The 24080-nt window shown below is 63.4% G+C and carries 26 protein-coding genes; 9 read left to right on the forward strand and 17 right to left on the reverse strand.

Annotated features, from left to right (window positions below):
* Window positions 1-38 precede the first annotated feature (38 nt).
* From ASU23_RS11310 to ASU23_RS11345, 8 genes are read right to left on the reverse strand one after another with little or no spacing between them, the layout of a single operon-like run.
* Window positions 39-665 (reverse strand): TenA family protein, encoded by a 627-nt coding sequence (locus ASU23_RS11310; RefSeq protein WP_058037937.1) that lies wholly within the window; start codon window positions 663-665, stop codon window positions 39-41.
* Window positions 662-1414, reverse strand: a complete 753-nt coding sequence (locus ASU23_RS11315; RefSeq protein ID WP_003939869.1) for a glutamine amidotransferase — start codon at window positions 1412-1414, stop codon at window positions 662-664. The genes ASU23_RS11310 and ASU23_RS11315 overlap by 4 nt, the downstream gene beginning before the upstream one ends.
* On the reverse strand, window positions 1407-2498 hold the full coding sequence (locus ASU23_RS11320; RefSeq protein ID WP_007730025.1) for a phosphotriesterase: 1092 nt from the start codon (window positions 2496-2498) through the stop codon (window positions 1407-1409). The genes ASU23_RS11315 and ASU23_RS11320 overlap by 8 nt, the downstream gene beginning before the upstream one ends.
* Window positions 2453-3496: an ABC transporter permease gene (locus ASU23_RS11325; protein WP_007730024.1), complete on the reverse strand. Its 1044-nt coding sequence runs from the start codon at window positions 3494-3496 to the stop codon at window positions 2453-2455. Before ASU23_RS11325 ends, ASU23_RS11320 begins: the two co-directional genes overlap by 46 nt.
* Window positions 3493-4263 carry an ATP-binding cassette domain-containing protein gene (locus ASU23_RS11330; RefSeq protein ID WP_003939830.1) on the reverse strand — a complete coding sequence of 257 codons (771 nt, stop codon included), beginning with the start codon at window positions 4261-4263 and terminating at the stop codon, window positions 3493-3495. Before ASU23_RS11330 ends, ASU23_RS11325 begins: the two co-directional genes overlap by 4 nt.
* A gap of 2 nt (window positions 4264-4265) precedes the next feature.
* The gene (locus ASU23_RS11335; RefSeq protein ID WP_019745494.1) at window positions 4266-5273 is read right to left on the reverse strand and encodes a substrate-binding domain-containing protein; all 1008 of its coding nucleotides are present in this window, start codon (window positions 5271-5273) and stop codon (window positions 4266-4268) included.
* Window positions 5270-6169, reverse strand: coding sequence for a PfkB family carbohydrate kinase (locus ASU23_RS11340; protein WP_058037938.1), 900 nt, complete (start codon window positions 6167-6169; stop codon window positions 5270-5272). Before ASU23_RS11340 ends, ASU23_RS11335 begins: the two co-directional genes overlap by 4 nt.
* 2 nt (window positions 6170-6171) lie before the next feature.
* Window positions 6172-7014 (reverse strand): BtpA/SgcQ family protein, encoded by an 843-nt coding sequence (locus ASU23_RS11345; RefSeq protein WP_003940276.1) that lies wholly within the window; start codon window positions 7012-7014, stop codon window positions 6172-6174.
* Window positions 7015-7248: 234 nt separating this feature from the next.
* On the opposite strand from ASU23_RS11345, the gene ASU23_RS11350 reads away from it, so the two are divergent.
* A complete protein-coding gene (locus tag ASU23_RS11350; protein ID WP_003939717.1) occupies window positions 7249-8274 on the forward strand; it encodes a LacI family DNA-binding transcriptional regulator in 1026 nt (341 codons plus the stop codon).
* Here ASU23_RS11350 and ASU23_RS11355 read toward each other — a convergent pair.
* From ASU23_RS11355 to ASU23_RS11370, 4 genes are all read right to left on the reverse strand, one after another.
* Window positions 8235-9317: a M20/M25/M40 family metallo-hydrolase gene (locus ASU23_RS11355; protein WP_058037939.1), complete on the reverse strand. Its 1083-nt coding sequence runs from the start codon at window positions 9315-9317 to the stop codon at window positions 8235-8237. The two genes, ASU23_RS11350 and ASU23_RS11355, sit on opposite strands and share 40 nt — an antisense overlap.
* A gap of 26 nt (window positions 9318-9343) precedes the next feature.
* Window positions 9344-9961, reverse strand: coding sequence for a sortase (locus tag ASU23_RS11360; RefSeq protein ID WP_042446974.1), 618 nt, complete (start codon window positions 9959-9961; stop codon window positions 9344-9346).
* Window positions 9933-11630 (reverse strand): hypothetical protein, encoded by a 1698-nt coding sequence (locus ASU23_RS11365; protein WP_042446977.1) that lies wholly within the window; start codon window positions 11628-11630, stop codon window positions 9933-9935. The genes ASU23_RS11360 and ASU23_RS11365 overlap by 29 nt, the downstream gene beginning before the upstream one ends.
* Window positions 11631-11763: 133 nt before the next feature.
* Window positions 11764-12336, reverse strand: a complete 573-nt coding sequence (locus tag ASU23_RS11370; protein ID WP_058037940.1) for a peroxidase-related enzyme — start codon at window positions 12334-12336, stop codon at window positions 11764-11766.
* Between the two features lie 154 nt (window positions 12337-12490).
* Between ASU23_RS11370 and ASU23_RS11375 the strand changes: the two genes are divergently transcribed.
* Window positions 12491-13369 carry an AraC family transcriptional regulator gene (locus ASU23_RS11375; RefSeq protein ID WP_058037941.1) on the forward strand — a complete coding sequence of 293 codons (879 nt, stop codon included), beginning with the start codon at window positions 12491-12493 and terminating at the stop codon, window positions 13367-13369.
* A 63-nt stretch (window positions 13370-13432) separates the two neighbouring features.
* On the opposite strand, the gene ASU23_RS11380 is transcribed toward ASU23_RS11375, so the two are convergent.
* Together ASU23_RS11380 and ASU23_RS11385 are read right to left on the reverse strand one after the other, a co-directional pair.
* Window positions 13433-14080, reverse strand: coding sequence for a CoA transferase subunit B (locus ASU23_RS11380; protein ID WP_007730017.1), 648 nt, complete (start codon window positions 14078-14080; stop codon window positions 13433-13435).
* Entirely contained in the window at window positions 14077-14823 is a 747-nt protein-coding gene (locus ASU23_RS11385; protein WP_007730016.1) for a CoA transferase subunit A, read from the reverse strand. Before ASU23_RS11385 ends, ASU23_RS11380 begins: the two co-directional genes overlap by 4 nt.
* A 171-nt stretch (window positions 14824-14994) precedes the next feature.
* Here ASU23_RS11385 and pcaH point away from each other — a divergent pair, with 171 nt between their 5' ends.
* Genes pcaH through ASU23_RS11415 form a run of 6 tightly spaced genes read left to right on the forward strand, consistent with a single transcriptional unit; the run spans window position 14995 to window position 20923 of the window.
* Entirely contained in the window at window positions 14995-15714 is a 720-nt protein-coding gene (pcaH, locus tag ASU23_RS11390; RefSeq protein WP_007730015.1) for a protocatechuate 3,4-dioxygenase subunit beta, read from the forward strand.
* Window positions 15707-16348: a protocatechuate 3,4-dioxygenase subunit alpha gene (gene pcaG, locus ASU23_RS11395; RefSeq protein ID WP_007730014.1), complete on the forward strand. Its 642-nt coding sequence runs from the start codon at window positions 15707-15709 to the stop codon at window positions 16346-16348. The genes pcaH and pcaG overlap by 8 nt, the downstream gene beginning before the upstream one ends.
* 11 nt (window positions 16349-16359) lie before the next feature.
* Window positions 16360-17688, forward strand: a complete 1329-nt coding sequence (gene pcaB / locus ASU23_RS11400) for a 3-carboxy-cis,cis-muconate cycloisomerase (RefSeq protein WP_030536552.1) — start codon at window positions 16360-16362, stop codon at window positions 17686-17688.
* Window positions 17685-18866 carry a 3-oxoadipate enol-lactonase gene (pcaD, locus tag ASU23_RS11405; protein WP_007730010.1) on the forward strand — a complete coding sequence of 394 codons (1182 nt, stop codon included), beginning with the start codon at window positions 17685-17687 and terminating at the stop codon, window positions 18864-18866. The genes pcaB and pcaD overlap by 4 nt, the downstream gene beginning before the upstream one ends.
* The gene (locus tag ASU23_RS11410; RefSeq protein ID WP_058037942.1) at window positions 18863-19687 is read left to right on the forward strand and encodes an IclR family transcriptional regulator C-terminal domain-containing protein; all 825 of its coding nucleotides are present in this window, start codon (window positions 18863-18865) and stop codon (window positions 19685-19687) included. The genes pcaD and ASU23_RS11410 overlap by 4 nt, the downstream gene beginning before the upstream one ends.
* 24 nt (window positions 19688-19711) lie before the next feature.
* A complete protein-coding gene (locus ASU23_RS11415) occupies window positions 19712-20923 on the forward strand; it encodes an acetyl-CoA C-acetyltransferase (protein WP_030536550.1) in 1212 nt (403 codons plus the stop codon).
* Here the strand turns inward: ASU23_RS11415 and ASU23_RS11420 are convergent, their stop codons facing one another.
* Window positions 20924-21463, reverse strand: a complete 540-nt coding sequence (locus tag ASU23_RS11420) for a MarR family winged helix-turn-helix transcriptional regulator (RefSeq protein ID WP_225320148.1) — start codon at window positions 21461-21463, stop codon at window positions 20924-20926.
* 72 nt (window positions 21464-21535) lie between these two features.
* Here ASU23_RS11420 and ASU23_RS11425 point away from each other — a divergent pair, with 72 nt between their 5' ends.
* Complete coding sequence (locus ASU23_RS11425) at window positions 21536-22261, forward strand: SDR family NAD(P)-dependent oxidoreductase (RefSeq protein WP_058037943.1); 726 nt, start codon at window positions 21536-21538, stop codon at window positions 22259-22261.
* Here the strand turns inward: ASU23_RS11425 and ASU23_RS11430 are convergent, their stop codons facing one another.
* Both ASU23_RS11430 and ASU23_RS11435 read right to left on the reverse strand, forming a co-directional pair.
* A complete protein-coding gene (locus ASU23_RS11430) occupies window positions 22262-22981 on the reverse strand; it encodes a dienelactone hydrolase family protein (RefSeq protein ID WP_030536547.1) in 720 nt (239 codons plus the stop codon). It lies immediately after the preceding gene.
* A gap of 46 nt (window positions 22982-23027) precedes the next feature.
* Window positions 23028-24080: an ABC transporter substrate-binding protein gene (locus tag ASU23_RS11435; protein ID WP_253741291.1), complete on the reverse strand. Its 1053-nt coding sequence runs from the start codon at window positions 24078-24080 to the stop codon at window positions 23028-23030.

Consider the following 24080-nt stretch of genomic DNA (forward strand, 5'->3'; position numbering starts at 1 on the left):
TTAACCGCCGGGGGTTAATAAAGGCGCACAGCAGTGGTTCACACCACCACGTTGTGAAAATCGATCTCTGCGACCAGCATGCCCGAGAACCACCGATCCAGGTCCTCGTCGGTGACGGACTCGGGCATGGCGTCCACTTCGCACGCCAGCACTGCCACCTGAGACACGAACGGCGGAGCGACATGCATGTCCACCCAGTCCTGCAACGCTGGTTCGCGATCTACCTTCACTGCCGCCGCCTCCCGGCACCACGACAGATACAGGGTTTCCGCGGCGTACATGCCCACCAGCGCCGCCGCCCTGCCCTCTTCGCGAGCGAGAGTCAAGGCGTGCGTCGACAGCACGGCCGACTCCTCGACCAGCGCCGCTGCGTCACCCTCGTACGGGAAGCGGGAACGCAACTGCGCGAAATACTCGCGCTGCTCGCCCACCAGGTTCGACATCGACGTCACGTGGTCGAGCGCGTCGTCGAGCGTCGGGGATTCGGCGACCACCAACCCCAACACCTTGACGGCCGTCAGTACAAATGCCTCTTCGATCACGAGGTACCGGCGGAATCCCTCATCACTCAACGTCCCGCCGATGGTGTCCTCGATGAATGGAACCGCCCGCGCGGCAGCGAGATTACTCTGCTGCCGCGCGAGCAGGTCTGAGGAGCGACTCATTCGCCGGCGACCCAACTGATCAAGCCGTCGAACAGGTCGGTGTATCCGGGCCACTGCTCACAGAACTCCGGCGGAGCCCAGTGCGGCGAGCAGTCCGAGGTGAAGACGATCGACCGTCCGGCGCCGTATTCACCGGCAGCGACAAGCGGATCGCCGTTGATGGTGGCGGGAACCACGGCACCGTCCTTCGCGACGACGCGGTTGTATCCCAGGAGCGCCGGCCAGGAATCGCCGGCACCACCGAGAGCCGGGTGAGCAGCATCGACGACGGTGGGAACGATCCCAGCCGGTGTCTCGACGCGATCGTCTTCGGCCAGCATCGTCACGGGCAGTACCTCGGCGATCGCGGTCTGGCGGAAAGCTGCTCGCGCCTGGAACCCGGAGAACGAGAGGTAACCACCGATCATCATCAGTGAGCCGCCGGCGTTCACCCAGTCACGAAGCGCGACAAGGCGATCCTCGCCGGCGCGGAACTGGTCGAACACGCCGGGAGCCAGCTGCAGCGAGTTCGCTCCGATGTCGGAGAGAACGACGACGTCGAACTGCGACAGTGCTTCTGCGGTACCGGGGAACTGCGTCGGCACCAGGTGTGCGGGCATGTGTGTCACGTCGTGGCCACGTGAGGTGAGCGCATCCCGAAGCGGGCCGACTCCCTCGACGTAGGAATGGACACTGAACTCGTCGACGCCCTTGACGTGCGTCGACGTCGTCATCCAGCTCTCGCCGGCGATCAGTACTCGTTTACCCATGACTGCTTCTGTTTCCTTTCGCGGCCTGCTCGAAGAGCGACCTCGGGTTGTCTCGCATCAATGCGGACACTTGCTGGGGATCTACGCCTGCGCGCACCAATCGGGCGGCGAAGGCGAGTGGTACGTAGGAGAATCCGTTTCCGCCGTGCTTTCTGAGCATTGATTTGAGGAAGAGGTCGTGACTGAGCAGGAGCTGTGATGCGTGACCGGAGGTGACCAATCCGGCTACCGCAGTGGCTGTTTCCGCCGGATGCGGAGAAAGACCCTCGCCGGGGAAATCGAAAGGCATCCCGATCATGTCGAACTCGAGAAAGACACCGCGGTCGGCGAGCGATCGTTGGTAGTCGGCGTCGTGTCCGGACGGGTCCATGTGGCACAGGACCACTGCTTGCGGATCGACGCCCATCTCGTCGACCACGATGTCGACGACGTGATGTCCCACGCGCTGCCAGCCCGGAAGGTGGACGAACAGGGGCACGTCCACCTCGCGCTGGGCGATGCATGCCGCCCGCAACGCTTTCGCCTCGTTCTGAGTGAAGAGCGGGGAGACTCCGATCTCCCCGATCACGCCAGGAGCCAATTCCTTTGCCGGATCGAACTCCTCGACGAGCGAACCTGCCAGATCGTCGACACCGAGTTCGTGGACCTCGACCGGATGGGTCGTCTCGAGGTACCACCCTGAACCCATGATCACTCGCACGTCTGACTTTCGCGAGAACTCCGCCAGCTTCTCCGGTGCCCGGCCCAGTCCCGGCGGTGTCAGATCGACGATCGTCCGACCACCGAGGCGGGCGAAGTCCGCAAGGTCTTCCACCACGGCCGATCCGTCGTCGACTCGACAATTGTCGAGACTGTAATACGGATTGTCGTGAAGAAGCCAGGCATCCTCGGCGCGTACCGGACCGGCCAACCGCTGTGCCACAACCGGATCCGGGGCCTCGGTGTACGCACCGGTGACGTCGTTGTGCAGATGTTCGTGTGGGAGAACCAGTCCGAGTTCCGAGCTGTCCACAGTTCCCGTGACAGTACGAACCTTGCTCATGAGCGTGCGGGCCCCGACGGTGCGGACTGCAGGTGTCGCCACAGCGCGCTCAGCGTGTGTCCGCGCATGTTGATCCAGATGGCCAGTAGCAGAACGACACCGGTGATGATCGGCGTCAGGAACGGGCTCACGCCGAGCAGGGTCAATCCGTTGGCGATGATTCCGGTCAGGACGGCGCCGATGACGGTACCGATCACGGTGCCGCGACCGCCGAAGAGATTGGTGCCACCGAGAACCACCGCGGTGATCACGGTGAGCTCGAATCCCGTTGCGGAGTTGGCCGAACCCGAGCCCAGTCGAGCCGCGATCAGCAGTCCCGCGATGCCGGCAGCCAGGCCGGTGAAGACGAGCGTCATCATGAGCACACGACGCGTGTTGACACCGGACCGTCGTACGGATTCGACGTTGGAACCGATACCGGTGACGTAGCGCCCGAAGCGCATGCGGTTGAGCGCAATTGCTCCGATGACCACGACGACGAGAGCAATCCAGGCGCTGGCGGAGAACCCGAGGAATTCCGAAGTTCCGAGCTTCGCGAAGTAGGTGTCGGCCGGAACCGGAACGGAGAATCCTTCGGTCCGATACAGCGCGATACCGCGAATGACGGACATCGTCGCCAGGGTCACGATGAACGGCGGAATACCCTGATAGGCAGCGAGCCATCCGTTGACCAGGCCCCAGGCCGCACCCATCACCGGGGCGGCGACGAAGACCAGGGACGAATCGACGCCGGCCTGGATAAGCTCGGCACTCATCGCCGCGACGAACGCGACGATCGCACCGACGGACAGGTCGATCTGACCTGCCGTGATCACGAAAGTCATCGCCACCGCGATGATCAGAACCGGAGCGATCTGGGTTGCCAGGTTCGACAGGTTCGTAAATGTCAGGAACGACGACGTGGTCGCCGAGAAGACGGCTGCGACAGCAACTGTCACCGCCAGCATCGCGAGGGTGGGCTTGTTGACGCTGTCCCACAAGGAGGGTTTCGCGGCGAGCTTGCGCTCGATCGGCGCCTGGGTCTTCTCGAGAGTGGTCATGCCGTGGCTCCCTGTGTTGCTGCCGATGTCCGTTGCGGCACCGGAGTTCGAGTGATGAGTCCGACGAGGGACTCGATGTTGAGGTCGCCGATCGGAACGTCGTCGACACTCTGCCCCTCGTACATGACCGTGATTCGGTCACACACGCGGAACAGGTCCTGCAGGCGGTGTGTCACGAGAATGACGCCCACGCCGGCCGCTGCGACGTCCGTGATCAGCTTGAGCACCGACTCGACCTCGGCGACGGCAAGCGCTGCGGTGGGCTCGTCGAGGATCAGTACGTCTGGGCGGAAGGAGACTGCGCGGGCGATCGCGACGGTTTGCCGCTGTCCGCCGGACAGTTGCCCGATCTCCTGGTAGGTCGACTTCACCTTGACATGCAGGTCGGCAAGAATGTGAGCCGCCTTCTCGTGCATGGCATGCCGGTCGAGGAAGGGGCCTTTTCGCGGTTCTCTGCCGAGGAACAGGTTGCTGGCGACGTCCAGCGTGTCGCACAGAGCCAGATCCTGGTAGACGATTCCGATCTTTTTCTGCTGCGCGTCGAGAGGCGTCGAAAAGCGCACTGGTTCACCGTTGACGCGCATTTCGCCGCCGTCGTGCTGAACCGCACCGGCGAGAATCTTCATCAGAGTGGACTTACCGGCGCCGTTGTCGCCGACCACTCCGAGTACTTCACCCTTCGCCAGCCGAAGGTCCACTCCTTGAAGGGACTTCACCGGTCCGTACGACTTGGTGATGCCCGAGAGTTCGATCAGTGGAGGTGCCATGATTACTTCTCCAAGTAGTACATGTAGTCGGCCACGTTCTCCGGGGTCACGATCTGGGTGGGAACCGGGATGTTTGCCGGAGCGCCGCGTCCGCAAGCCAGGTCGATTGCCGAATTCATTGCCTCATGGCCGAATTCGAAGGTGTTCTGCTGGACCACGCCTTTAAGCCAACCGGCTTTGAGTCCGCCTACCGCCTGATCCGAAAGATCCCAACCGACTGCTTCGATGCGATCCTGCGCCTTCTGACTGTTGACCGCCGCGACGAGACCGATCAGTGCCGGCTCACCGGTTGCGTAGACGTACTTCATGTCGCCACCGCCGGTCAGCAGGTTCTCCGCCGCGGTCTGTGCGTTCTCCTGAATGTTACGTCCGTCCACGACGGTGCCGACGGTCATTCCGCGGCCGGTCACGGTCTCCGTGAAGCCCTTCTGCCGCTCCAACTGAACAGTGCTGTTGAGCGCGCCGACGATACCGACCGTTCCGGTGTTGTTCGCGACGTCGGCCAAGGTGTTTCCGATCTTGGCACCACCCTCGGCGTTGGCCGTACCGACCTGAGTCGACAGTGCCGGATCGTCGATGGTCGCGTCCACCGCGACGACGGGGATGCCCGCGTTCTTGGCCTTGACCACCGACGGCTTGATTCCGTCCGTGTCGATTGCATCGACGATGATCGCGTCGACTCCGGCGGCAATCAGATTGTCGAAGGCGTTGGCCTGCGCGACGGAATCGTCGTTGCCGCTGATGATCTGCAGGTCGACGCCTGCCTTGTCCGCGACGTTCTTCGCGGCATTGTTGATCTGGTTGAAGTACAGCGCCTGGAGGTTGATGGTCACCAGACCGACCTTGAGCTTGCCGTTCGTCCCGTCACAGCTTTCGGCGACCCGGGTCGGCTGCGGGATGGACGAGCCCCCCGATGCGTCCTTCGAGTCACTCGACGAAGCCGAGTCACAAGCGGTGAGCGTGAGCGCGACTGCAGCTCCCAGCGCCAGAGGCAATGCACGTTTCATCATCGAGTCTCCAAAAGGGTGTGAGGGGTCAATGTTGCTGTGAAGCTGTCCAATTCATCTCGGGTGGGGCATCCGCGGGGGCCTGCGGTGGCGCAAGCCAATGCAGCCGATGCCCCGGCGAGTCGTGCGGCGTCCACCGGTGAGCGCCCGGCGTCGACAAAAGCGATGTACGTACCGCCGAAGCAATCACCGGCCCCGACTGCATCGACGACGTCGACCACTACTGCCGGTTCGCTCGTCACCTCGCCGTCCGGTGTGGCCAGTGTCCAACCTCGCGAGCCGTCGGTCACCAGCAGGTGGGTGTGGTGCTCGGCGGCCAGAGTCTGCCACTGGTCGAATCCGATCCCGAACTCGCCTTCCCACAGGGCACGCCCTACGACGACGTGGTCGGCCAGAGCGAACGCGCGCAGTGCCGCGGCTTTGTTTTCACAACCGTCCAGATCGATTACCAGACTTACGCTTCCCGGTAATTCATCCGGGAGGAAGAGCGCACGGTATCCGTCGAGGAACAGTCGTCCACCGCCGGCAGCGGCCAATCGGGTGACGACAACTCCGATGCGTTCGGCATCGTTCGGGTCGTCCTGGCTGATGATGGAGCGATCGCCGTCCTGCGCGATGAGAACAACTGCCGTCGACAGGAACGCATCTCGCGGCGACCAACTGGTGTCGACGCCGTCTGCCTCGAGGGATTCGAGAAACTCGGTGGACCGCGCGTCCGGGCCCACGGCACCGGCAAAGATCACTTGCGCGCCCATTCTGGCCGCGGATACCGCAGCATTTGCATTCATTCCACCGTCGATCTGACTGATGGCCGTTGCCTGAACGCGCTCACCGAGTACCGGTACGTGTGGGACATGTACCGTCACATCGTTGTTGGCGTATCCACAAAATACAATCATGGTTACTTTCCTGCGGCCCGGGACAGTTCGCGGACCTTCTCGCCTGCGACCCGTCCCCACCAGCGTCCATTGTCCTTCACCGAGGATGCAACTATCGCGCCGTCGCATTCCTTCATCAGCGCTGCGACATTGGCAGCCGTGATGCCGGAGCCGATGATCACCGGAAGAACGGTGTTGTCTCGGATCACGGAAACCTCGTCGACCGAAGCGGCGTCACCGGTGCGCGAACCCGTCGCGATCAGAACATCTGCGTCGAAGAACTCGGCGTCTTCGGTCTGTTCCGCGACAGTGCGGTCCGCGACAATGGCATGCGCACCGTGTTTGACGTGCACGTCAGCGAAGATCCGGACCGGGTCGGCGCCGATGCGATGGCGGAAGCGCGTCGTCTTGGCGGCCTGGCCCTCGATGAAGCCCTCATTGGCAATGTAGGCATTTGCCCACTGATTGACGCGCACAAAACTCGCGCCTGCCGCCCACGCTGCGGCCACTCCGCACTCGCCGGCGTTGGACAGGATGCTGACGCCGACGGCCTTGCCGAACTCGCCGACCACCGCTGCCGTGATGACTCCCATGCTCGCGGCGGTTTCGTATCCGTGTTCGCCGGGCTTGAGGAACGGTATGTCCCAGTGATTTTCGACGATCACACCGTCGAAACCGTTGTCGACATACGCGTGTGCTTCCTCGACGGCGAAGCGAGCAATTTCCGAAACCGGCTGACCGGTGTAGTGCGGGCTGCCCGGCAGGGCCGGGAGGTGAATGGCCCCGATGAGAGATGGCGTGCCAGTGAACATCTCTGCCAGCGCCGAGGGCTTGGGCGGAAAGACTCCGAGCGGTGATGCGGTCACTTCAGCTACCCCATTCCATGCGCAAGATTTGCGCTGTATGTCCATGCACAAGATCTGCACACGATGTAATCGATTGCCTTGATGAATTAGCAGGTTATGCGATCAACACCGGGTTGTGTCAAGGATTTCACAATTCGAATTTGTAAACGATTGCCTCAATCGCGTTACATGCGGGACACTGGACCGTGCGGTTCGATAACCTCGGACCCGAATCGAGCAGAAAACGGGGGACGCATGCGCAAGGCGACCATTCGCGATGTCGCGGAACTGGCCGGGGTGTCGACGGCCACCGTGTCGCGGGCACTGTCCGGATCCCGCCCTGTCTCGGACGAGCTTGCAGCGACGATCAAACGAGCCGCGGATTCTCTCGGATACTCGGGAAACATCATCGCCAGCTCGCTGCGTCGTAATCGGACGGACACTGTCGGAATGGTGGTTCCGAGTATCGCGAACCCCTTCTTCACTTCGCTGGTGGTCAACGTCGAACACGTCCTCGCTCGGCGCGGACTACAACTGTTCCTGTGCGATTCTCGTTCCGATCCCGACGTGGAAGCGCAGCGACTCAAGTCGCTCGTCTCCCGGCAAGTGGACGGAATCATCATCAGCCCGTGCCACGGCGAACTGAGTGCCGAGGCCGTCCGAGCCAGCGCGGCAACGCTTCCGGTCGTTCAACTGGACCGGTTTGCAATGGATACCCAGACGGACTGGGTCGGCGTCGACGACGACGCCGCTCAATCCCTGGTGATGGAGCATCTGTCGGAGCGTGGCGCGCAATCAGCCGCCTTCATCAGTTCCGAGCTGACCAATTCGTCAACAGAACTTCGCCGGGCCGGCTTCTTCCGCCACGCGGATCGAATGGGCATCGAAACTCGTGACGAGTGGACACAACTCGGCGAGTACTCGATCGAGTGGGGGCGCACGGCATCCAACATCATCCTGACCGGCAAAACTCGCCCCGACGCCCTGGTCTGCGCCGACGACTTGATCGCACTTGGCGTGTTGCAGACGTGTCACACATTGGGCATCGACGTTCCCGGCGACGTTCTGGTCACCGGTTTCGACAACATCCCATTCTCCGAATTGTGCAACCCACCGTTGACCACCGTCGGGCAGCCGCAGGAAAGAATCGCGGAAGAAGCTGTGCGACTTCTGGATCAGGCGATGAACAACTCTTCCGAGTCGACAGCCCACATCGCGCTTGCTCCTGAACTGATTGTCCGTCAGTCCACCGTCGGCCAAGCGGCGGCAACCGCACCGTAAGCAGCGATCGCATCGTCCAGTTCGGAAACCTTGACGCTTTCGTTGGCCGCATGCATCAGCGAGGGAGTGCCAGGGCCCCAGATCACGACGGGAGCACCAGGGGCGGCGGCGGCCAGTACCGAAGCGTCGGTGAAGTACGAAACCGGTTCGGTTGCAACAGGGATAGGCAGGGTGGCCAACCACGGGTCCGACGCGTCGGTACGCACACCTCCCAGATGAATCGACGTCTCCACCGAGTCGACTTCTGGTTGGGCTCGCCACCACGCGAGCAGGTCGGCGCCGTCTCCCACCGTGCGGTGATCGATCACCGCACGTGCACTGTCCGGCACGATGTTCGGAGCCGAACCCCCGCCGACCAAGCCGAGGTTCCAGGTTTCGGCACCCAGAAACGCGTCGGACGACAGCGGAAGCTCACGCCGGGCTCGGTCGACGACGTCAAGCAGTTTGAGGACGGCGTTGGTTCCTCGCTGCGGTGTACTCCCGTGCGCGGCTTTTCCTTTGACGGACACTTCGAGCCACAGTGCGCCGCGGTGCCCCAGGTTGATTCGGTTGCCCGTCGCCTCGGGAACGATGACGGCCCCGACCTCGAGATTCGCCACGGCGTCGGCCGAACGAACAGCCCCGAGCGATCCGATTTCCTCGTCGCTCGTCAGCAACAGCGCGACCGGGACTCCACGTTCGAAGGCTTCGACAACCGCGGCAGTAGCGGCAACAAGGCCGGCCTTCATATCCGATGTCCCTCTGCCGAGGAACAATTCGCCGTCGACCTGTGCGGCGTACGGGTCGAACTCCCAGTCGGAGACAGTGCCCACTGGCACCGTGTCCACGTGGCAGGCGAACAGGAGTCTGGCTGCCGAGGGTGCAGCTTCGTTGGTGATCAAGGCCCAGGGATGATTGCCGGTCAGGTCTGACTCCACCTTCGCCTGTGGCGCACGTGAGAGAACCAACGAGACAATCGAATCCATCGCCCGCCGTTGAGGAGCGGCCTCCCCCGAGACCGTGTCGAGAGCTACCAGTTCCGAGAGAAGTCCGAGGGAATCCATGTCCCTATTCTTGCACTGCCACGGATTCAGTGCGCTGCCAGCTGGGCGATGACAACGTAATTGTCGTCGGTCGACTCTCCTTCGACGACATCACAATTGGCGAGGATCAACCGCCCGGGAACTGATTCACGCAACTCGTGAGTTCCCAGCAGCGAACCTTTGTGCAGCGGCCCGACGGTTTCGACGTCGTACTCGAGCACCCCGTTCGGTGTGCTCAGCAGGACGTGATCTCCTGACTCCACCACCCGGAGTGCCCGGAACGGTGCTTCGCGAGTGGTGAAGTTGTGGCCGACGACAACAACGGTCTGTGTGGTCGACGTTCCCGGCATTCCGCTTTCACCCCACCACACCGGCAGTTCGTCGACGGGATTCAGTTGCTGCCCACTCTCGCCGCCGCGCATCAGTTTCTCCGAGTGCAACGGACTGCTCAGGTACGTGACCCCGGACGCAGACCTCAACTCGATCCTCTCGGGTTCTGCCGGATCGACGGTCACCGAAGCCGGTGCAGCCGCGATATGCGACTGCACCGGCGAGCGGTCAGGTAGCGATCCCGCGTTCTCGCCCGAACATCCGGATACGAGGAGGGCGAGGATCGCTACCGCCGAGAGACCGAGGCTACGCAGACGTGTTGCCCGGGCCGTCATGACGCTTGCGACGAACAACCACCGTCGTAGCTGCTGCGGCGGCAGCGCCGACGACTCCGACGCCGATCAATACAGCCGGCAGGTTGGAGTTGCTGCTACCGCTGGTGCTGCTGCTTGCGGTGTCGCCGAGAGCAAGATCGACCGGGGGCAGGCTTCCAGCGAGTGCCGGATCGCCGTCGGCGTCGGTGACGTAGTAGTCGACGACGTCGAAGGCTCCCTTGTTGTTGTAGTAGCCGACCAGCTTGACGCCGGTCTTGTTCACTACAGCGGTGGTCTCGTCGACCTTCGTGACTCCGGAGCCGTCGTCGGTGTGCTCACCGATGATCACCTCACCGCCGACGCCTGTTCCGTTGTCGATCTCCTTCTCGCCCTTTGCCTTGAGCTCGTCGACGATCTTCTGCGCTGCATCCGCTTCGGCCTTTGCGGCGGCTGCAGCGGCCTGAGCTTCCTTGGCCTTTGCTGCTGCGGCGTCGGCCGCCGCCTTCGCGTCTTCGGCGGCCAGGTAGAGATCCTGCGCCTTCTTACTCGCTACTTCGGCAGCTTCGGCCTTCTTGGCGGCTTCGGCAGCCTTTTCGTCGGCGATTGCTCGCTTGTCGGTGGCCGCCTCCCCTGCAGCATCGGCCTCGGCCTGCGCCGTCTCCGCGGCCTTCTGTGCAGCGGCAGCGTCCTTCTGTGCGGAAGCTGCGGTAGCTGCCGCTTCATCTGCGGCCTTACGGGCGGCGGTGGCAGCTTCTACCTCGGTGGCGGCTGCGGACTCGGCTGCCTTGGCGGTGGTTTCGGCGGCGGTGGCCACCTTCTGAGTTTCCTTGACGGTGATCGCGAGCTGCTTGGCATTCCAAGCTGCGGCCAACGCCTGAGCCTTTGCGGCGAGTCCCTTCGCGATGTCCCAGTTCTTGAAGGCTTCCTCGGCTTCCTTGTTCTTGTCCGCAACCAGCTTGGCGTTTGCATCCGCGGCAGCCTTCGCCTCATCGGCCTTGGCCTGCAGAGCATTAGCCTCGGCGCGAGCGCGTGCCGCCTCCTCGGTCTTGGTCCCCGAACCGGCGGCCTTCGCTGCTTCCTCGAGTTCCGCAGCCTTGGCTGCAGCCGCATCAGCTTCTGCCTGAGCTGTTTTTGCTACCTCCTTGGCATCGGCCGCAGCGGACGCCGCAACCTTGGCCGCCTCTTCCGCTTCTTTCGCAGACTGTTCCGCTGCCCCGGCCTCCGCCTTGGCCTGCGTCGATTCGACCGCCGCCTTGGTTGCCTCGACGCTCGCCTGGGTCATTGCCTCGGTCGCCTTCACCGAAGTGTCTGTCGCTGCGGACGAGTCGACCCCTGCCGTCGCGGCTGCTTCGGCGGCCTTCGCTGCCGCGTCGGCAGCTGCCTTGGCTTTTGCTTCGGCTTCCGCCAGTGCTGCAGCGTCCGTACCAGCGGTTTCGGCACTGCCCGTGCCCGCGACCCCGGCTTCAACCTTCTCCGGCGTGGTCTCGGTGCTCGTCGCCGCGTCGGCGTCGGTGGTGGCAGCTGCCTCTTCCTCGGCGCAGGTCACCAGCGGATCAGCGCTCGGGGTACACACGGTTTCCGGCTCTGCCGATGCAATTCCCGTGCCGCCCACCGCCAATCCGAGAGCTAGTACGGCACCGGCGGCCGCAGAGCGGACCCTCCGAGAATGGGCGATGGACTTCTCCGACATAGCGCTCAACCTTTCGGCCTTCTTTACGAAGACGGCAATTCCGGCGTGGACAGCCTTTACTTCGTCGGCTGACTTCCAGACGTTACGACCGGTCGGTCCGAAAAATTGAGAGCTGCTGCGCTAACCGCAGGAATCAGGACCGCGGAACGCGCCCCATCAGGTAGAACTCCGGATTGGGCAGCATGCCGGAGAAGCTCGCCATGCGATTGCTGAGCCCGAAGAATGCAGTGATCGCGGCGATGTCCCACGCGTCCTCGTCGCCGAAGCCGTGCACACGGAGGGCGTCGAAGTCGGCGTCGGCGATTTCGTGTGAGGCGGAGTTCACCTTGGTGGCGAAGTCGAGCATCGCGCGCTGACGATCGGAGATTTCTGCGGTGCGATAGTTGACCGCAACCTGGTCGGCAACCAGCGGCTTCTTCTCGAAGATACGCAGAATTGCGCCGTGCGCGACAACGCAGTACGTACATTTGTTGGCCGCAGAGATCGTGGTGACGATCATTTCTCGATCACCCTTGGTGAGTGCGGAATCTTCCTTGAGCATGATCGCGTCGTGGTATGCGAAGAATGCCCGGAACTCGGCTGGGCGCCGAGCGAACATCAGGAAGACGTTGGGCACGAACCCCGACTTCTCCTGGATCTCGAGAATCTTGGCGGCGATGTCCTCGGGCACCTCGGTCAATTCAGCCTGCGGAAAACGGGTGCTCACTGTGCCTCCTGGTCAGCCATCGATGTTCGATTCAAGATAATGATGATTAACTGAGTTGTCCAGATGCATTTCCTGCCCTACTTTTTCGGGCACGGATAGTCGGGTACGGCCCAAGTGATCTGCGTAGCGTGAAACCCGTGAACAGGAAGACACGATGATCGACGGACTGAACCGCGCGCTCGACTACATCGAAAGCAATCTGAGCGGCGAGATCGAGACAGCCGAGATGGCAAGGCTGGCAACCACCTCGGAGTATCACTTTCGGAGGATGTTCTCGGCCCTGGCCGGCATTCCCGTATCCGAATACATCCGTCGACGTCGACTCACCCTGGCTGGTGCCGAGTTGTCCGTCAGCAGATCAGGAGTGTTGGAGACCGCCGTGAAGTACGGCTACTCGTCCGCGGAAGCCTTCACACGAGCGTTCACCGCATTTCACGGCGTGAGCCCCGGCGCGGTCACACGCGCTCCCGCCGTTCTCAAATCCCAACAGAAACTTGTCATTCACGTGACACTGGAAGGAGCCACACCGATGGACTACATGCTTGTGGACAAACCTGCCCTGACGGTAGTCGGGTTCAAGACCCGGGTTCCATTGGTTCACGAAGGTCCCAATTCTGCGATCGAAGATTTCACCCGCTCCGTGGACAAGGTTGCGTTGCGAGGGTTGCGCGAGCTCTCCGATCAGGACCCGGCGGGAATCGTCAGTGTCGTCGACAATTTGGCGCATCCCAGAACCGAAGGCACAGAACTGGATTACTACCTGGGAGTGGTCACCGGCAAACCTTCACCCACGGGTTTCGATGTGCTGACGGTCGACACACACACGTGGGCCGTCTTCACCGCCGACGGGTCGGAAATCGAATCTGTGCAGTATTTGTGGCGAGATATCTACACGGAATGGTTCCCTGCCAACCCTTTTCGCTCCGTACCTGGTCCCGAGATCATGCGTACCGAATACAACGACGATTTCACCGTCGCACGGTTCGAGCTCTGGATTCCGGTCGAGAGCGAGCTGAGCGACGTCGGGGCGTAAAACAGCCGCCAGGTCGGATGGAAGTCACGACCCGGCGGCTGAGCCATCAGATGAAACAGACTGTCAAAGAATCAGTTTCGCTCCGGTAGCAGCAACCACGTCCTCGACGCTGATGCCCGGCGCCGTCTCCACCAGGCGGAGACCGTCGTCAGTCACGTCGATCACGGCCATGTCGGTGATGATTCGCTGGACGCAGCCCTTACCGGTCAGCGGAAGCGAGCACTCCTCGACGATCTTGTGCTCACCCTTCTTCGAGACGTGCTCCATCATCACGATGACGCGCTTTGCGCCGTGGACCAGATCCATCGCGCCGCCCATGCCTTTGACCATGTGGCCGGGGATCATCCAGTTCGCGAGGTCTCCGGTGGCACTGACCTGCATGGCACCGAGCACGGCAACGTCGACCTGGCCGCCGCGGATCATGCCGAACGACGCTGAGGAGTCGAAGAACGACGCACCGGGGAGAACGGTGATGGTCTCCTTGCCCGCATTGATCAGCTCGGGATCGAGTTCGTCCTCGGTCGGGTACGGCCCCACGCCCAGAACGCCGTTCTCCGAGTGCAATACAACGGTGATGTCGGTCGGGAGGTAGTTCGGAACCAGCGTCGGCATACCGATGCCGAGGTTCACGTACTGCCCGTCCTCGAGTTCGCGCGCGACGCGGGCCGCCATCTCTTCGCGGGTGAGTTTGGTGGGTAGTACAGAAGTCATGCTCGTACCGTCCGATTCTCGATGCCGACCGTCACGGGGCCGACGTGGACAACACGCTGAACGTGAATGCCCGGCGTGTGGATCTCGGCGGGGTCGAGCTCACCCGGCTCTACGAGGTGCTCGACCTGCGCAATGGTGATGCGCCCCGACGTTGCTGCAGCCGGATTGAAGTTCTGGGTACTCGCGCGGTAGACGAGGTTGCCGTGCCGGTCACCTTTCCAGGCATGGACCAGTGCATAGTCGGCGACGATGCCGCGCTCCATCACGTAGGTGACGCCGTCGAAGTCACGAGTTTCCTTGGGCGGACTGGCAACTGCGATGCCGCCGTTACCGTCGTAACGCAGTGGCAGGCCGCCGTCGGCGACCTGGGTGCCGACGCCGGCCGGGGTGAAGAACGCGGGGATGCCCGCTCCCCCGGCGCGCATGCGCTCGGCGAGCGTGCCCTGCGGCGTGAGTTCTACTTCCAGCTCACCGGAAAGGTACTGACGCGCGAACTCCTTGTTGGAGCCGACGTACGAGCTGACAGTACGACGGATACGCCCCTTCTCCAGAAGCACTCCGAGCCCGAACCCGTCGGTGCCGCAGTTGTTGCTCACCGTTTCGAGTGATGTCGCGCCCTGCTCGAGGAGCGCATCGATGAGGATTTCCGGCACTCCGACGAGCCCGAAACCTCCGACAGCGATCGTGACGCCGTCCGGCACGTCGGCGACGGCCTCGGCAGCAGTGGGAATGACTTTGTCCATCATGTCGATCACAGTAGCGCGACCCGTACGTATTGTGAACCCCCGTCCGCATAACGAACATTTTTCGCCCCCGGCATTGCCTGGGTCACATCTACGAACTATTCTGTTCGCAGAGCGCAACACATGTACACATTGCGAACAACTTCACGTAACCGAACGACGAGGTTCCCTATGCTGCATCTACCGCCGAGGTACCAGCGGCCGACTGGCGTCAACGCCCCGGCTGATTTCGCGGACTACAAGACCACTTCTCTTCGCCACCCGAAGCAACCGCTGAAGCTGCTCCCCCAGCGCCTCACGGAGCTCACCGGGCCGGTATTCGGCGAAGATCGCGTCGGCGCCGGCGAAAACGACCTGACCATTGCCAACGGCGGCGAAGCACAGGGACAGCGCATCGTCGTTCACGGCCGCGTACTCGACGGCGACGGAAAACCCGTCCCCCACACACTGCTCGAGGTCTGGCAGGCAAACGCAGGCGGACGCTACCGCCACACCGGCGACAACTGGCCCGCGCCGCTGGATCCGTTCTTCAACGGCCTGGGTCGCTGCGTCACCGACGCGAACGGCCACTACAGCTTCACCACGATCAAGCCGGGCGCCTACCCGTGGATGAACCACGACAACGCCTGGCGACCGGCACACATCCATTTCTCGCTGTTCGGCACGGCATTCACGCAGCGCCTCGTGACGCAGATGTACTTCCCCGACGATCCGATGTTCTTCCAGGACCCGATCTACAACGCAGTACCCGAAGCAGCACGTCACCGCATGGTCAGCGTCTTCGACTACGACGCCACAGTCCCCAACTGGGCTCTCGGGTTCCGCTTCGACATCGTCCTGCGCGGCCGTAACGCCTCCGTATTCGAGAACGAGGAAGACCACGATGACTGATCACACCGCGAAGCCCGCACCCACTTATCCGGTCGTCCCCGGCGACTTCACCACCGCCCCCTTCGGTGTCACGCCCTCTCAGACCGTCGGGCCGTACTGGCACATCGGCCTCCCCTGGACGGACGGCCCCGACGCCGCTCCCGCCGATACCCCCGGACGAATCACGCTGGCCATCACGGTGATCGACGGCGCCCGTACACCCGTCGCCGACGCGATGATCGAAACATGGCAGGCCGATACACTCGGACGCTTCAACCATCCGGACGATCCCCGTGGCGCAGTGGAGCTCACTCCGGCTGGTTTTCGCGGATTCGCCCGCAGCGCAGCGGATCCCACGGGCACTGCATTGGTCAACACTGTCAAGCCCGGTGCGCAGCCCACTGAAACGGATGCGGACGAGGCCCCACACGTGAACGTGTCGGTCTTCGCTCGCGGCATGCTCGACCGCCTGGTCACCCGCTTGTACTTCCCCGAAGACGCCGACGCACACGCAACAGATCCGGTGCTGTCCTCACTGAGCGAAACCGAACGCGCGAAGCTGGTTGCAACCAAGGTCGACGGTGGGTACTCCTGGACGGTCTATGTTCAGGACGAGGACGCGAACGGCGTCGAGACGCCCTTCTTCGAACTGTAAGAGGAGTACACATGCCCACTCGCGGCGCACTGTTCGACCCGGTGTTCGGGGCCACCCGCGTATCGGAGCACCTGTCCGACCAGGCGTGGGTCACCGCGTTGCTCGACGTGGAGGCCGCACTGAGTTGTGCGATGGCCACCGTCGGATTGGCGGACGGGGAACATTGCGCCGCGGTGGCTGCTGCCGCGGCCGAACTCTCACAACCGGGCGGTCTGGACATCGTGGCGCTCGGCCGCGCGTCGGCCGCCGGCGGAAATCCCGTCATTCCGCTGGTGAAGATGCTGCGCGAAAGGGTCGGACAGGAGGGTGTGCCTGCCTCCGTGGTGCACCCGGGCGCCACCAGTCAGGACATCATGGACTGTGCGCTGATGCTGTTGACGCGACGCGCGGGCGCGGTGGTTCTGGCCGACCTGACCCGCGCCGCCGATTCCGCCGCCCACCTCGCCCGCCTCCATCGCTCCACTCCGATGGTCGCGAGAACTCTGGGCCAGCAGGCACTTCCGACCACCTTCGGGCTACTGGCATCGAGTTGGTTCACTGCACTCGACGCCGCAGCGATTCGCCTCGAGATCGTGCTGTCCACGTTGCCGGTTCAATTCGGCGGCGCCGCAGGCACACTCGCTGCGTTGTATCCCGACGGGCTCAGGATCGCCGATGCACTGGCAGACGAACTCGGCCTGGCCAGGCAGGTTGCTCCCTGGCACACCGACCGCGTGACCATCGCAGAACTCGCGACCACGCTCGGTATCGTCGCCGGCGCCGTTTCCAAGCCCGCCACCGACATCACCGTCATGGCGTCCACCGAACTCTCCGAGGTCGCCGAAAGCGCTCCGGGCGGCTCATCGGCCATGCCGCACAAGCAGAATCCCGTCGCGGCCATCACCGCCCGCGCAGCAGCGCGACGTGCTCCCGCACTGGTCGCCACAGCCCTGTCTAACATGGATCACGAATTCGCCCGCGCTGCAGGCCCCTGGCACGCCGAGTGGGAAACCGTCACCGATCTCCTGCGTCTGGCAGGCGGAGCGGCGCACCAGCTTTCCGTGAGCCTCACCGGCCTGCAAGTACACACCGAGTCGATGGCTCGCAATCTCGACATCACCGGTGGCCTGATTCTCGCCGAGCGTGTCACCAAGGCCCTGTCCGCACACACTGATCGAGCGCGCGACATCGTCACCGCGGCAGCCACTTCCGGAACCAGATTGGATCGTGATCCCGCCATCGCAGAGCACCTGAGCGAAACCGAGATCGCCGAACTACTCGACCCCGCACACTATCTGGGCCACGCCACCGATCTGGTCGACCGCGCCCTCGCCGAACGCCCCACAGGAGGATCTCGATGAGCGTCGCGCTCAACTTTCAACAGACCGGCAATCTCGATGCCCCGGCAGTGGTTCTCCTGGGTTCACTCGGATCCGATCTGTCCATGTGGCAGCCGCAGATTCACGCGCTGTCGAATCGGTACCGCGTCATCGCCGTCGACCATCGCGGCCATGGCAAGTCGCCGGTTCCCGCCGGCCCCTACTCCATTGCCGATCTTGCCGGCGATGTCATCGTTCTCCTCGATTCGCTCGAACTCGAGTCCGTACATCTCGTCGGGCTCTCCCTCGGCGGCGCTGTCAGCCAGTGGATCGCCGCACACCACCCCACTCGCGTCGAGACGTTGACCTTGATGTGCACGTCCTCGCAGTTCGCCCCGGCTCAGCCGTGGATCGATCGTGCTCGGGCTGTCCGTGCGGACGGTATCGCGTCAATCGCGGCCGCCGTCGTCGGACGCTGGTTCACGCCGGGACTGGCCGAGAATGATCCGGAGCTTGTCGCCCGCCACGTCGCGATGGTCGAAGCCACACCCGACGAGGGCTATGCCGCCTGCTGCGAGGCGCTTTCGACGTGGGACGGCCGCAACGACCTGGCCCGCATCGTCGCTCCGACGCTCCTCGTCGCAGGCGAGCAGGATCCGGCGACGCCTCCGTCGACGTTGAGCGCGATCGCCGACGGCATCGCCGATGCGGTACTGCACGTGGTCGATCCGGGCGCACACCTGGCCAACGTCGAACAAGCCGGGCGCGTCACCAAACTACTTGCAACGCATATTGCCTCGCACACATCTGCGCTCGCCCAACGTAGCGCCGCCGTGTCGGCCGGCATGACCGTACGACGCCAGGTGCTCGGCGACGCCCACGTCGACCGTTCCATTGCCGGTGCCACCGAGTTCACCGCGCCTTTCCAGGACTTCATCACTCGCACGGCGTGGGGTGACATCTGGTCGCGCCCCGGCCTCGATCACCACACCCGCAGGCTCCTCACTCTCGCGATCCTCACTGCCGTCGGCAACGAACATGAACTCGACATGCACATTCGCGCTGCGCTGCGCGCCGGGATCGATCCCGACGAACTCGTGGAAGTATTTCTCCATACCGCGGTCTATGCGGGTGTGCCGAACAGCAACTTGGCTTTTGCGCTGGGAAAGCAAGCACTCGCGGACCTCTCGGCCGAACCTGAGGAGAACGAGACAACATGAGTGAGAACAGCAGCGAGCAGGCGCCGGGACCGTCCCCGGACTACGTGCAGTCGCTGGCCCGTGGGCTTTCCGTCATCAAGGCTTTCGACGGTGAGCACCCGCGTCGCACCCTCAGCGAGGTTGCCCGGCACACCGATCTCACGCGTGCGACTGCTCGCCGCTTCCTACTCACGCTCGTCGAACTCGAATACGTACGTACTGACGGTTCGGTGTTCTGGTTGACGCCCCGTGTCCTCGAACTCGGCTACAGCTACCTCTCCAGTCTGTCCCTTCCCGAGATCGCCGGGCCGCATCTGGAAGCCTTGTCCGCCAAGGTCCGTGAATCCACGTCCGTGTCGATCCTCGACGGTGACGACGTCGTGTACGTGGCTCGTGTTCCGGTCAGCCGCATCATGACGGTGTCCATCACCATCGGCACGCGCTTTCCCGCGTACGCCACATCCATGGGTCGAGTTCTGCTCGCCGGCTTGCCGGACGACGCACTGGACGCCTACCTCGCCCGAGTGTCCTTCGCCCGCCTGACCGGCAAGACCATCTTCACCGCCGACGGACTGCGTGCCGAACTCGAGAAGATTCGCGCCGACGGGTTCGCGATTGTCGATCAGGAACTCGAAGAGGGTCTGCGCTCGCTCGCCGCACCCATCCGGGACGCGACCGGTGACGTGGTCGCGGCCGTCAACATCTCCACCCAAGCCGCCCGCTACAGCGCCGAAGCTGTTCGCGGTGAACTGGTTCCGGCCGCAGTCGCCACTGCGGACGCCATCTCCGTCGATCTCGGACGTACTCAGTCGTCCAACAATCACTCGGCTGCCACCCGCTGACCGAGCAGACCCAAGGAAGAACCAATGCCTGACGTTGTCATCTGTGAACCGCTCCGTACCCCTGTCGGCCGCTTCGGCGGTGTCTTCCGTGACGTAGCCCCGGAAGATCTCGCCTCGACGCTGATCACCGAACTCGTCACGCGTACCGGCATTTCCGGCGCGGAGATCGACGACGTCATTCTCGGCCAGGCTTCGCCGAACGGTGAGGCTCCGGCGATCGGACGCATCGCGGCGCTCAACGCGGGTCTGGGCATCGATGTTCCCGGCATGCAGGTGGATCGCCGGTGCGGGTCGGGATTACAGGCAGTCATCCAGGCCGTCATGCAGGTTCAGTCCGGTGGCAGTGACCTGGTCCTCGCGGGCGGTGCCGAGTCGATGAGCCAGGCCGAGTTCTACGCAACCGGAATGCGTTGGGGCGTCAAGGGTGAAGGAGTTGCGCTCAGCGATCGTCTCGCGCGCGCCCGCGTCACAGCCGGCGGACGTGACTTCCCGGTTCCCGGCGGAATGATCGAAACGGCAGAGAACCTGCGCGCCGAGTTCTCCATCAGCCGCGAGGATCAAGATGCACTCGCGGTTCAGTCCCATCAGCGTGCAGTCGCAGCACAGAAGAACGGCGTCTTCGCCGAAGAAATCGTTCCGGTATCCGTTCCGCAGCGCAAGGGCGAGGCCCTGCTCGTCGACACCGACGAGCATCCACGCGCCGACACCTCGATGGAATCGCTTGCGCGCCTTCGTCCCATGCGCGCAAAGATCGACCCCGACTCCACCGTGACTGCAGGTAATGCCAGCGGTCAGAACGACGGCGCAGCACTGGCGATCGTCACCACCGCCGACAAAGCTCGTACCCTCGGACTGCGACCGCTCGCACGCCTCGCGAGTTGGAGCGTTGCGGGCGTTCCGCCGCGCACCATGGGCATCGGCCCCGTACCGGCGTCGGAGAAGGCACTCGGCCGCCTCGGATTGACCCTGGCGGACATGGACGTCATCGAACTCAACGAAGCCTTTGCGGCACAAGCACTTGCAGTCCTGCAGAGCTGGAATCTCGAGGCCGACGACCCACGCATCAACCCCAACGGCTCCGGCATCTCCCTCGGACATCCGGTCGGAGCTACGGGTGGACGAATCCTGGCCACCCTGTTGCGCGAGATGGACCGTCGCGAAGCGCGTTACGGCCTCGAGACGATGTGCATCGGCGGCGGGCAGGGCCTGGCTGCGGTCTTCGAGCGCCTGTCCTGATCAAGCCCCGACGTGCGCGACGCCGGAGTCACCGAGTTCGCCGCGTAGGCCGTCGAGAAAGACACGCAGCAGGTCGGTGAGTTCGGCCTGCTGCTGCTCGGTGAGAATCGACGTCAGTTCGGCTTCACGGCCGAGGACTCGGTCCACCAATTGCTCCACCAGTTCGTGACCGGCGGCAGTGAGGGTCACGAGCACTATTCGTGACCCTTCCGCGGCGGAAGACCTCTCCACCAGACCCGCGTTCTCCGCGCGCGCGAGTCGCTGCGAGATCGCACCGGCCGTGACTCCGGTCTGCTCGGTGATCTGGCGAGTCGTCAACTGATACGGCTCGCCGGATCGCCGCAGGACACTGAGCAGGTCCAGAGTCGCGGTGTCCGCACCGGCCGAGGCGAGTACCCGTCGGCGATCCTCACCGAGCAGCTTGGCGCACATCCACAGCCTGGTGACGATGCCGATACCCTCTACGGGCGTGCCCGGCCTTTCGCGAAGCCACGCCAAGGCAACCGCGTCCACCGCGTCGTCCGGGTTGTAGTCGCCCACCACTGCACACCTCGTTTAGCTCTAAATGATACGTTCTTCGTATAGGTCTAAACGTAGCTCACGGAGGTAGGCATGACACGCACAGTTCTGGTAACCGGCGGCGGAACAGGGATCGGGCGCGCAGTTGCAGCGGCGTTCGCCCGAGACGGAGACACCGTTTTTGTCACCGGCCGACGCACGGAACCACTCGAAAAGACCGCGGAGGAGTTGGGCGATAATGTTCACGCCTTGGCTTGTGACAATTCCGACCCGAAAGACCTGAAGCGGCTGCAGGATTCACTTCCGGGAACCATCGACGTCGTGGTGCACTGCGCCGGCGGTAACACGGACTTCGATCGCGAAGCGCCGTCAGATCTGGAATCCCTGGCCGCCGGGTGGCGGGCCAATCTGGACTCCAATCTGATCTCGGCAGTGTTGACCACAGCAGCAGTTCGAGATCGAATCCCCAGTGGCGGTGCCGTCATCACCATCGGATCGATTGCCGCCGACAAGGGAGCTGGAGCGTACGGCGCTGCCAAAGCAGCAGTTGCGACGTGGAATGTCGATCTGGCCGCCGAACTGGGCCCAGAAGGCATCACGGCGAACATCGTCTCCCCCGGTTACATCGCCGACACCGAGTTCTTCCGGGACTTTCTGACGGACGAGCGTCGCGCGATGCTGATCGAATCCACCAGCACCAAGCGCGCCGGAACCCCGGACGACATCGCATCAGCCGTCCATTTCTTGGCCTCACCGGGTGCCCGGCAGATCACCGGTCAGGTATTGGCAGTCAACGGCGGTGAGAGAACCAGTCGCTGATCACGCCAGGTGGCGCTCGAAGAACGAGTCGATTCGCTTCCAGGCATCCTGCGCTGCAACAGGATCGGGACCGATTCCGAGGATGCGCTCCAAAGGACGAAGCACCTTGGGTCCGGCCTCCGCGTCGTTGAGGAACGCGTGGCCGGCGGTGGGGTACTCCTTGACGTCGTTCTCGATACCGGCATTGCTGAGCGCCGTCTCCAGCTTCGCTGCCGCGCCCCGGAGCGAAAAGTCCTTGCCTCCGAAACTCCCGACGATCGGGCACGCATCCACCACGGCCTCATCGAGTTTGCGTGGAAGCTGACCGTAATTGACCGAGGCAGCGTCGAAATCTCCGGCGCTGACCATCGCGAAGCCGCCGCCCATGCAGAATCCGATGACACCGATCTTTCCGGTGCAGTCCGGGGATTCCACCAGCCAACTGCGAGCGACTTCGATGTCGGTGAACGCCTTGCCGTGTCCTCGAAGCATCGACGTCATGGTGGGCACTAGGCACCGCTTCGCCCCGCCCGCGCTGTAGAGGTCGACAGCGAGCGTCAGGAATCCCGCAGCGGCCAGCCGCTTGGCTTGCCGCTGCATCACCTCCTCGAGCCCGAAGGCCTCGTGAATCATCACTACCCCCGGCCACGGGCCGGGGGTAGTGGGGGTTTCGAGTATCGCTCGCAGCGGTTGTGATCCGCCGACTACTGCGGCGCGGCCCGTCAGATCTATGTCCACCATGTTTCGATGCTAGGCCGACGCGGCGTCAATAGGCTCGGAAGCGAGGTCAGGGGAGCTGTTTTCCCTGGCCCGCCGCAAGCCCGGTCAAGACCCCGGCGAGCTGCGGCAAGGCGTACGGCGCGCTCAGTGGACCGAAATTATCGACAAAGGCATTCGAGAGCAGAAGTTCGACCGGCGCATAGGATCGCGCCTTCACCGCGGGGAGGTTCTGGAAAACTGCGAAGTTCTCCAACCTCGTCGTCGCTTCCTGATCAGAAGCGAGGCTGAGCAAAATGTCTGCGGGTGCGAGTACCTCCGCCTGCTCCATCGACAGCGCAGTCATCTGCTCGGCGTTGTATCCGCGATAGTCGAGTCCGAGTTCGCGCAGCAGAACCCCGGGCGCACTGGCATCCCCCTGCACATACAACTGATCGCCGTACATCGAGCCGATCATGATCGTCTTGCCACCCAAGCCGTTCAGGGAAGCTGCGGTGTCGGAGATCAGAGCGTCGGTCCGGGCGATCGCTGCAGCAGCAGCCTCGTCGACAAAAGCTGCCTGCCCGACCGTGGCGACGCCGTCACGCCACGAGGTGGTCCAGTCCAGCGCGATGACCGGAGCGATCTGACTGAGCCTCTCGGCTGCAGGTTCGAGATAAGTCTTCATTCCGATGATGAGGTCCGGCGAGTAGCGCGCGATGATTTCCGGGTTGATTTCGCCTGTGGTGCCGAAGCTTTCGAGGTCGGCTATTCCCGCGGTGCTCTGCCAAGGCAGTGAACCGCGGTCCCACGATCCTGTGTTGCCGTAGGCGACTGGGTGAACGCCGAGCGAGAGCAGGAATTCCAGATCCGTGAAGTCGCTGGCAACAACGATCCTTTCCGGCTTTCCCGAGATCGTGGTGGTTCCGAGCGCATTGATCACCTCACGTTGTTCGCCGGCATCAGAAGCATCTGATGTAGTCGAACACCCCGCAAGGATGGCGGCCGCTGCCACTGCGCCGACCCCGAAGAACCCACGGCGGCTGAGCTGGTCCACAAGTTCAGCGGTCGTCGGTGATTCGCGAATCGTTCCGTACACGTGTGCACTCTCCTTCTCGGCATCTGCTGCGCGCGCCGAGGGCAC

The organism is Rhodococcus sp. KB6 (assembly GCF_001445685.1).
In the GTDB taxonomy this organism is placed as follows: domain Bacteria; phylum Actinomycetota; class Actinomycetes; order Mycobacteriales; family Mycobacteriaceae; genus Rhodococcus_F; species Rhodococcus_F qingshengii.